The organism is Duganella levis, from assembly GCF_009857605.1.
Classification (GTDB): domain Bacteria; phylum Pseudomonadota; class Gammaproteobacteria; order Burkholderiales; family Burkholderiaceae_D; genus Rugamonas; species Rugamonas levis.
In genome coordinates this window covers 182,576-191,055 of record NZ_WWCT01000009.1, presented here as the reverse complement: position 1 = coordinate 191,055, position 8,480 = coordinate 182,576, and the positions used below count along the sequence as shown (strand labels likewise).

Annotated in this window: 10 protein-coding genes and 2 tRNA genes; 3 read left to right on the top strand and 9 right to left on the bottom strand. The window is 63.9% G+C overall.

The window, feature by feature from the left end; all coding sequences use genetic code 11:
• The 5 genes from GTP69_RS13670 to GTP69_RS13660 form a co-directional block, all read right to left on the bottom strand.
• Nucleotides 1-3,091, bottom strand: a 3,091-nt coding sequence (locus GTP69_RS13670) for a response regulator (protein ID WP_161055409.1), incomplete at its 3' end; no start/stop codon positions are given.
• A 74-nt stretch (nt 3,092-3,165) separates the two neighbouring features.
• A complete protein-coding gene (locus GTP69_RS13665; protein WP_161055408.1) occupies nt 3,166-3,531 on the bottom strand; it encodes a hypothetical protein in 366 nt (121 codons plus the stop codon).
• Nucleotides 3,532-3,639: 108 nt separating this feature from the next.
• A complete protein-coding gene (locus GTP69_RS31085) occupies nt 3,640-3,780 on the bottom strand; it encodes a hypothetical protein (RefSeq protein ID WP_169113558.1) in 141 nt (46 codons plus the stop codon).
• A gap of 222 nt (nt 3,781-4,002) precedes the next feature.
• The gene (locus tag GTP69_RS31080; RefSeq protein ID WP_202423846.1) at nt 4,003-4,143 is read right to left on the bottom strand and encodes a hypothetical protein; all 141 of its coding nucleotides are present in this window, start codon (nt 4,141-4,143) and stop codon (nt 4,003-4,005) included.
• A 109-nt stretch (nt 4,144-4,252) separates the two neighbouring features.
• The gene (locus GTP69_RS13660) at nt 4,253-4,969 is read right to left on the bottom strand and encodes an SIMPL domain-containing protein (RefSeq protein WP_161055407.1); all 717 of its coding nucleotides are present in this window, start codon (nt 4,967-4,969) and stop codon (nt 4,253-4,255) included.
• Between the two features lie 116 nt (nt 4,970-5,085).
• Here GTP69_RS13660 and GTP69_RS31075 point away from each other — a divergent pair, with 116 nt between their 5' ends.
• Nucleotides 5,086-5,235 (top strand): hypothetical protein, encoded by a 150-nt coding sequence (locus GTP69_RS31075; RefSeq protein WP_202424406.1) that lies wholly within the window; start codon nt 5,086-5,088, stop codon nt 5,233-5,235.
• Nucleotides 5,236-5,272: 37 nt separating this feature from the next.
• Nucleotides 5,273-5,824, top strand: a complete 552-nt coding sequence (locus GTP69_RS13655; protein WP_161055406.1) for a UPF0149 family protein — start codon at nt 5,273-5,275, stop codon at nt 5,822-5,824.
• Between the two features lie 3 nt (nt 5,825-5,827).
• Here GTP69_RS13655 and GTP69_RS13650 read toward each other — a convergent pair whose 3' ends face one another.
• Nucleotides 5,828-6,331, bottom strand: a complete 504-nt coding sequence (locus GTP69_RS13650; protein ID WP_161055405.1) for a DUF2059 domain-containing protein — start codon at nt 6,329-6,331, stop codon at nt 5,828-5,830.
• A 173-nt stretch (nt 6,332-6,504) separates the two neighbouring features.
• Here GTP69_RS13650 and GTP69_RS13645 point away from each other — a divergent pair, with 173 nt between their 5' ends.
• Nucleotides 6,505-7,239 (top strand): SDR family oxidoreductase, encoded by a 735-nt coding sequence (locus tag GTP69_RS13645; RefSeq protein WP_161055404.1) that lies wholly within the window; start codon nt 6,505-6,507, stop codon nt 7,237-7,239.
• Nucleotides 7,240-7,244: 5 nt separating this feature from the next.
• Here the strand turns inward: GTP69_RS13645 and GTP69_RS13640 are convergent, their stop codons facing one another.
• The 3 genes from GTP69_RS13640 to GTP69_RS13630 all read right to left on the bottom strand — a co-directional run bounded on the left by GTP69_RS13640 (nt 7,245) and on the right by GTP69_RS13630 (nt 8,470).
• Nucleotides 7,245-8,177, bottom strand: coding sequence for a LysR family transcriptional regulator (locus tag GTP69_RS13640; protein ID WP_161055403.1), 933 nt, complete (start codon nt 8,175-8,177; stop codon nt 7,245-7,247).
• Between the two features lie 72 nt (nt 8,178-8,249).
• A tRNA-Ser gene (locus GTP69_RS13635) sits at nt 8,250-8,339 on the bottom strand.
• Between the two features lie 41 nt (nt 8,340-8,380).
• Nucleotides 8,381-8,470, bottom strand: a tRNA-Ser gene (locus GTP69_RS13630).
• Nucleotides 8,471-8,480: the final 10 nt, after the last annotated feature.

Sequence of the window (8,480 nt, the reverse complement as noted above, 5' to 3'; positions counted from 1 at the left end):
CATGGACGGCGGCGGTGGTGCGCGGCGCATTCGCGGCGGCGTCGGCATGCCACGCGACAGCGGCCGGCGCACCGGCCAGCGCCACGCCGCCACGGCGCGCGTGCTTCAGGATCACCTCAATCAACTGCTCCAGATCGAACGGCTTGCCGATGTGATCGACCATGCCCGCCTCCAGCGCGGCGATGCGGTCGGAAGCCATGGCGTTGGCGGTCATCGCCACGATCGGCGGCGTATTCACGCCCAGCCGCGCCTGGATCGCATGGGTGGTCTGGTAGCCATCCATCTCCGGCATCTGGATATCCATCAAAATCAAATCCGGCAGCGCGCCCAGCCGCCCCACCACGCCCAGCGCCATCGCCCCCGAACTGGCCACCTCGACCTGCGCGCCATCATTGCTGAGCAACTCGCTGGCGACCTGCTGGTTGGCCGGATTATCGTCCACCAGCAGCAGCCGCAGGCCGGCCAAGCGCCGCCGCGCCGGCACCGCCACCGCCGCCAGCAAGGCCGGCTTGCGGTGCTCCAGCCGCGCATCGGCCACCGCATCGAACAGCATCGACGCCGTCACCGGCTTGACCACAAACCCATCCAGCACCGGCGACAACTCCTGCTGGCGCTGCGCCAGCAACTCGCGGTCATGGGCCGTTACCATCACGATCAGCGGCGTGCGGCCCTGCGGCGCCAGCTGGCGGATGCGGCGGCTGGTCTCCCAGCCATCCATGGCCGGCATGCGCCAATCGATGAACACCACGTCGTAGGCCTTGCGCCGCGCGGCCTGGCCGGCAATCGCCTCCAGCGCCTCGTAGCCGTCGGCCGCCACATCCACGCGCCAGCCGAACGATGCCGCCATCTCGCGCAACACCGTGCGCGCCACCGGATTGTCGTCCACCACCAGACAGGACAGGCCGCGCATCAAGGCATCCTGCAACGGCAAGGCGGTGGCCGGCGCGCTGTCCGGCTGGACGGCCGAAATGCCGAACTCCACCGCGAAATCGAACACGCTGCCCTGCCCCACCTCGCTGACCACACGCAAGGTGCCGCCCATCAGCCGCACCAGCCGCTGGCTGATCGCCAGTCCCAGCCCGGTGCCGCCGAAACGGCGCGCGGTGGACGCCTCGGCCTGCGAAAAACCGTCGAAGATACGCTCGCACTGATCGGGCGCGATGCCGATGCCGGTGTCGCGAATCGCAAACGCGATCGACAGCGTGTGCTCGCTCTGCGACACCAGCTGCGCCGACACCACCACCTCGCCGCGCTCGGTGAACTTGATGGCGTTGCCGGCCAGGTTCAGCAGAATCTGCTGCAAGCGCAGCGCATCGCCCACCACCATCGCCGGCAGCGCCGGATCGATGCGGAACAGCACCTCGATGGTCTTGTCGCCAACATTGGCCGACAAAATCACCGCCAGATCGCGCCACAGCTTATCCAGCCGGAACGGATGCGGGTCCAGCCCCAGCTTGCCGGCCTCGACCTTGGAGAAATCCAGCACATCGTTCAGCAAGCCCAGCAACGCGCTTGCGGCCGCATGCGCCTTGTCGACATAATCCTGCTGGCGCCCGCTCATCGCCGTCTGCCGCAGCAATTGCAGCATGCCCAGCACCGCATTCATCGGCGAGCGGATCTCGTGGCTCATATTGGCGACGAAGTCCGACTTGGCGCGGCCGGCCTTGTCGGCCGCCTCCTTGGCCTGCAACAGATCATCGTGGGCGGCGCGCAGCTCGGTGCTGTCGGTGCTGCTGCCGACCCAGCTGACGATGGCGCCGTCGGCGCCGCGCTGCGGCAGCGCGTGGTTGTCGAAGATGCGCCAGACGCCGTCATGGCGGCGCAGCCGGCAGTCGCAGCGGAACTGGTCGCCATCGGCCAGCGCCCGTTGCCAGGCCGCCGTCAAGGTCGGCAAATCGTCCGGATGGATCACCCGCGACCAGTCGCCGCCGGCCATCAGCTGTTCCGCCGGCAAGCCACTGAAACTTTCCCAGTGGTGACTCATGAAATCGATGCGCAGCGCCGGCGTCGCGGTCCACACCATCTGCGGCAAGCCCTCGGTCAGCGAGCGCCAGCGCGACTCCGACGCCGTCAGCCGCGCCAGCGATTGTTGCAGGGCCTGGTCCGACTCGCCTAGCGCCGTCAGCGCCTTGAACTGCTCGCGCAGGCCGAACTGCACGCCGCGCAGCAACACCATCGCCAGCCCGATCAGCACCACCAGGAACAGCGAAGCGTTGCGGATCTCCTTGTACCACGGCGCCAGGAAATCCTCGCTGGCCAGCCCCACCACCACATACACCGGATAGGCGCCGATCTTCTCGATGCTGAGCGTGCGCTCACGCTGGTCGCGCGGGCTGACCACCGTATAGCTGGCGCGCTGCCGCTTGCCGTCGAGGATGGCCTGGGTCACCGGATTGACCTTGACCACGCTGCCGAACTGCATGTCCGGCACTTCCGGATAGCGGTGCAGCACGCGCTTGCGGTCGTCCAGCAGCACGATCGAGCCGTTGGCGCCGATGTTCAGCGACGAGAACGCCTCGTTGATGCGGGTATTGTTCATCAGCACATAGGCGGTGCCGCCGAAGTCGCCGTTGGCCAGGGTCAGCGGATAGACCAGCGGCAGCACCCACTCGCCGGTGATGCGCGACTGCACCGGCACGCCGAACACCATCTCGTGCGCGGTCGGCAGGCGCGCATAGAATTCGCGCACCGACAGGTCCTGCGGATGTTGCAGATCGATTTGCTCGCCATACACCACCAGCCCGGCGGCATTGGCGCCGCGCACCGCCTGCGCGTGTGGCAGGCGCTCCTTCAGGCTGCGCAGGTAGGCGCTGAACTGGGCGTCGTCGAAGCGGCCCTGCTGGTGCAGGGTACGGAACTCCAGGTCGGCGCGGCGCAAGGCCAGGTCGGCCTCCTGAAAATGCGAATGCAGATAATTTTCCAGCGAGATCGCCAGATTGTGCGAGGTTTCCTCGGCCGCCGCGTAATAGCGCTTGCGGCTCTGGTTCAGCACATGCACCACGAAGATGCTCACAATCAGCAACACCACCACCACAGCAGTGACCAGCACGCGGAAAAGCTTGCGGAACTTGTGCAGCGTGTTGGTGGTCATATCAAATCTACATTCACTATTGCTGTGTAAGCCATACTTTACAGCAAAAAAAAACGCTCCGTGGAGCGTTTTGATCAGAAGCCTTGGTTGGTGATGTCGGCCAGCGATTCGCGGCCCTTGTCACTGATCTCGAAACCGCCTTCCGGACGTGCCAGAACGTGCGATTTTTTACCGAGGAACATCGCCACATCGGCGTCCAGCGGCGCCCCCGCCTGGGCCGAGACGGCGCGCAGACCCAGCACGCAACGGTGCAGGAAGATGGTCTGCTCGCCCTTGTCGGTCAGCGAAATGCGGCCATTGTGGGCGATGCTGATCAGTTTGAGGCCGGACAGGCGCTTGGTGTTGCGGCCGATGCAGGCGCTGACGCGGTCACCCTTGATGCCGCGTTTGATTTCGTACAGGGCGTCATATTCGTCCTGCGTGAATTTTTCATTCTTCATTGCCATTTTTTCCATAAGAGACTGCTGCGGCCCTCATGGTACGCGCACGGCGGCACGGCGGCAAGCCGCATGCGTCGCCGGCGCTGGCAACCAGACTGCAAAGCGGGTTTATTGCAGCGCGCGGATGGCCAGCCACACCAGGCCGATGCTGGTGAAGGCGGCAATGCAAATCAGGGCTTGTACACGCTTCGCGCTCAAGGCGACGCTGCGGCGGCCGAGGTAGATTTTGTTGTGTAATGAATTGCCCATGATTGCTCTCCGTGAACTGAACCTGACGATATGACTAAATTATAGAAACTCTTTCATGACCCCAATGTGACGATGAACACAAATATTAAAATATGTATCCATGTAGCAACGACTGTCACAGATTCTCACGGCATTGCAGAGCGTGGAACCAGAATACCGTCCGTTCCACGCAACGGACGGTGCGCTGGCGCACTTAGCGAAAGTAAAAGCGTGACGAAAACGTCAGGTCTTGATCGGCGGCTTGGGCGGGGTCGGCTCCTCGATCGGCGCCTGCTGCGGCAACGGCGTGTTGTCCGGCGGCGGATCTTTTTCCGGCGGTGGCGGCGGCACCTCGGGGTCAGGGGTGGTGTGGGCGTAAAGCATGCTGCGTCCTCCTGCAATATGAACATGACTTCATTGTTGGGGAGGCGCCGCCAGAAACAAGGCGGCAATGCGCGCCGGCGTGCGCCAGCGCACACCGGCCGCCAGCCGCTTACTTGATGCGGAAAATCACATCCACCGTCTGCGACCAGCTCAGCAGGTCGTACGACAGGAAATCCTTGTCGGGCGACTGGGCGGCGGCCGAGCGCGTATCGCGGCGGAAGTAGGTATCGCCCGGCATCAGGCCGATTGACCCGGTCAGATTGCGCAACTGGCCCGAGGTGATGGCCGTGACCGCCCCGGCCTTCTTACCGAAGCCGGCCGCGATGGCGTCGGCGCGGCGCCGCGCATCCTTGACGGCGGCCGCAGTCAGCTCCTGCTCCGTCTGCTCACGGTCCTTGCGGCCAAAGGTGGTGGCCATGTGGTCGATATTCGGCATGTCCAGCAAGCCCTGCATGATGGCGCGCCACTTGCCGAGGTCGTTGACGGCGATGTGCACCGAACTGCGGATGTCGTAGGCCTGCGCGCCGGGCGCCTCGCCCGGCTCCGGCTTGCGCATCTCCTTGCGCATATTGTGGATCTCGGTGACGGCCTCGGGATCGGCGGCGGCCAGCAAGGCGCGCACCTGCTCGGCCCGCGTCGCCACCAGCGCCACCGCCACCGCCGGATCGGCGTCGTAGGCGCTGATGTCGAAATCGATCTCGCCCAGATCGGGCACGATGCGCTGCATCGCCTCACCGCTGGTGTGGATGAACGGATAGTCCGGCAGATTGGACGCGTGTACGGCCAGCGGCAACAAGGCAACAGCCAAAGCGAGCTTCTTGAACATGGTGTGATTCCGTCATGATGAAAGCCCTAGTATTCACGAAGTATACATCTTTGTCTACTTGCAAAATTGGAAATCGCTCCCATTTGCGGTTTCAACAACACAACAGAGGGGAAATCATGCTGGCTCCAAAAGCGCCGCGCTCGGTGCACGACCACCGGCCGGTGGCGGTCCAAGTCGTCAAACAGGAAAAAACCGGCGCGGTCGACAAGCACGTGCTGATCGTCGACAAACCTCCCAACAAACCGGCGCCACCCAAGGCCAAGTAGGTACAATGGCGGCTTTCCGATTTCACCGACAGCAGCCATGAGCCAGACCGCCCCCCTCACCGATGACGAATACGACCAACTCGACGACCTGCTGGCCGCCGTCGGCCCGCAGGCGCTGGACGTGGCCGGGCTGGAAGGCCTGCTGACGGCGCTGGCGGCCGGTCCGGTCGAGACGCCGGCGGCGGCCTGGCTGCCGCTGGTCTGGGGCGATGGCGATAGCGCGGGCAATGACGAGGCGGCGGCGCTGATCGCGCGCCATCACGCCTACATGCAAACCTGGCTGCAGAAAGATCCGGCCAGCTTCGAGCCGATCTACGAATGCGGCGGCAGCTGGACCGCCGAAGCCTGGTGCGCCGGCTTCCTGGCCGGCGTGCAGCTGAACCACGACGCCTGGGCGCCGCTGCGCGCCAGCCAGCCGGCCTTGCTGGCGCCGTTCCAGCCGCCGGTGAAAGCCGCCAAGGTGACGCCGGCCGTGGTGCAGATCAACGCCTTCTTCCACGCGCCGCAGCCGAAAGTGGCCAAGGCCGGCCGCAACGATCCCTGCCCGTGCGGCAGCGGCCAGAAGTTCAAGAAATGCTGCGGCGCCTGAGCTTTATTTGCTGCTGATGATTTCTTTCAGCAGCACGAAAGTCTCGTGGTGGATGGCTGATTCGTTGGCCTTGAATTCCTGATCGGCCTTGATGTAGGCCGGCTTTTTCAGCTCGGCCTGCTCGGCTGGAGTCGGCTTGGGCGCGCTTGGATACATCTGGGCACTGCTGTTGTAGGTGTCGTGCAGCACTTTCTTGCCGTAGCTGGACTGGTAGAACCGGGTCATCTCCAGCGAGGTGTCCTTGCTCAGCAGCTTGGCCACCGGCGCCGCCAGCCGCGTGTAGACAAATTCCGGCTGCAGGTTGATCACCTTGTCCATCACCTGCTTGCGCTGCTCCGGCGAGGCGTACTTGCTCATGCCGGCCGTCATGCGCATCATTTTTTCGGCCTGCATCGAGGCTAGCAGGTCATGCGCGGCCTTGACGTCGTCGGCGGTGGGATTGGGCGTAGCGGCATGAACGGCGCCGGCCAACAGCGTGGCCGTCAGGAATGCGATCAGGGATTTCACGTTTGCTCCTTTAATAATTTTCCGCATTCTAGCTGCAAAACGCTAAACCCGCATTTCTGCGTGAACACGGCTGTTTGCTGTTCGCCTGGACGAACAGGCTGTTCGATGCCAGCCGCCTTATCAAAGTTGAGCCGACCGACCATCATGGGGGCTCTTCAACTGTAAGGAACGATATGGAAAAGCTCAGCAAACGGGTGGCGCTCGTCACCGGCGCAAACAAAGGCATCGGCATCGAGATAGCCCGTCAACTCGGCCAGGCGGGCGCCAGGGTACTGCTGGCGGCGCGGGACGCCGGCCGTGGCCGCGCCGCCGCGCAACTGCTGCAGAACGAGGGACTCGACGTTCACCCGATGGTCCTCGATGTCACCGATCCGGCCAGCGTCGCCGCAGCGGCGGCGGCGATCGCCGCGCAATACGGCCGCCTGGATATTCTGGTGAACAACGCCGGCATCAATGTCGCCGGCGACGGCGCGCCCAGCAGCACCCCGGTCGATGTCGTGCGCCGTGTGTTTGAGACGAATTTCTTTGGCGCGCTCAGCGTCACGCAGGCGCTGTTGCCGCTGCTGCGCCAGTCGACTGCCGGCCGCATCGTCAATATGTCGAGCACGCTCGGCTCGCTCGCCGGCAATGCCGATAAAACTTCGCCCTACTTTGCGGCGCGCTTGATCGGCTATAACGCCTCCAAGGCCGCGCTCAATATGCTGACGGTGCAACTGGTCGGCGAGTTGGGCGACAGCCCGATCGTCGTCAACTCCGTGGCGCCCGGCTATGTCAGAACGGATTTGACTGGCAACCAGGGCTACTTGTCGGCGGCGGAAGGTGCGGCAATACCGGTCAAATTCGCGCTGCAAAGCAGCGCCGAGCCGCACGGCAAATTCCTTGACGCCGAAGGCGAAATCGCCTGGTAGACAGGTCAGCGCAGAAGCGGTAGGCCGTCGCCTCCCGATTGCCGCTTGCTGGCGATCAGATCGACAAACGCCCGCAACGGCGCCGGCATCAGCCGGTTCGGGAAATACATCCACGGCCCGTCTATCTGATGCCACCAATCTTCCAGCACCGGTATCAGCTTGCCGGTCTGGAGATGCGGCGCCAGCCAATGATCCAGCGTGCACACCAGCCCATGGCCGGCGCAGGCGTAGACCACTGCCGCTTCGGCCGCCTGGACGCCCACCGTCAGGCGGCTGGGCGCATCCACCGTCAGCACTTCGCCGTCGCGCTCGAAGGTCCACGGACTCAGCGCACCGCTGGAAAAGCGCATGCGGATACAGGCATGCTGCAGCAGCTCGTCCGGATGGGCAGGCGCACCGCGTCGCGCCAGATATTCGGGAGAGGCGGCCAGCGCCAGGTGCTGAAAGCGCGGCCCGATCGGCACCGCGATCATGCCTGGCGACAGATTTTTGCCGTAGCGGATACCAGCATCGCAGCCGGCCGCAATAATGTCGACCAGGCGGTCATTGATGACCAGCTCAACCCGCACGGCGGGGTAAGCGTCGAGAAACTCGTTGATCAATGGCGCCAGCATATCCATCAGCGCAGTGCCGATGTTCAGCTTGAGCAGGCCGCGCACCTCAGCCTGGGCGCTGGTCACTTCCAGCAAGGCGGCGCGGGTAGCGGACAACAGCGGCGCGATACGGTCGGCCAGCGCTTGTCCGGCAGCCGTCGGCATGACGCTGCGCGTGGTTCGCGACAGCAGCGGCACGCCCAATTGCGCTTCCATGCGCGTGAGCGTTTCGCTGACATGCGAGGCGGACAGGCCGAGTTGCTTGGCCGCAGCGCGGAAGCCGCCGGCCTTGCACACCGCCAGGAAAATCGTCAGGTCGTCGAGGGAAGGCTCTACATCGTTCATGATGGCGAACAGTGTAACCGATCGGTTCGGAAAATAAAAAAGCCTCCTTGCGGAGGCTTTTTTACTGAATATTGGCGGAGAGGGTGGGATTCGAACCCACGGTAGGGTCGCCCCTACGCTTGATTTCGAGTCAAGTACATTCGACCACTCTGCCACCTCTCCTGGTGACGCATTTTTACTACTTTTTCTCACATCCAAACAAATGGCGGAGAGGGTGGGATTCGAACCCACGGTAGGGTCGCCCCTACGCTTGATTTCGAGTCAAGTACATTCGACCACTCTGCCACCTCTCCGTTTTTCTCC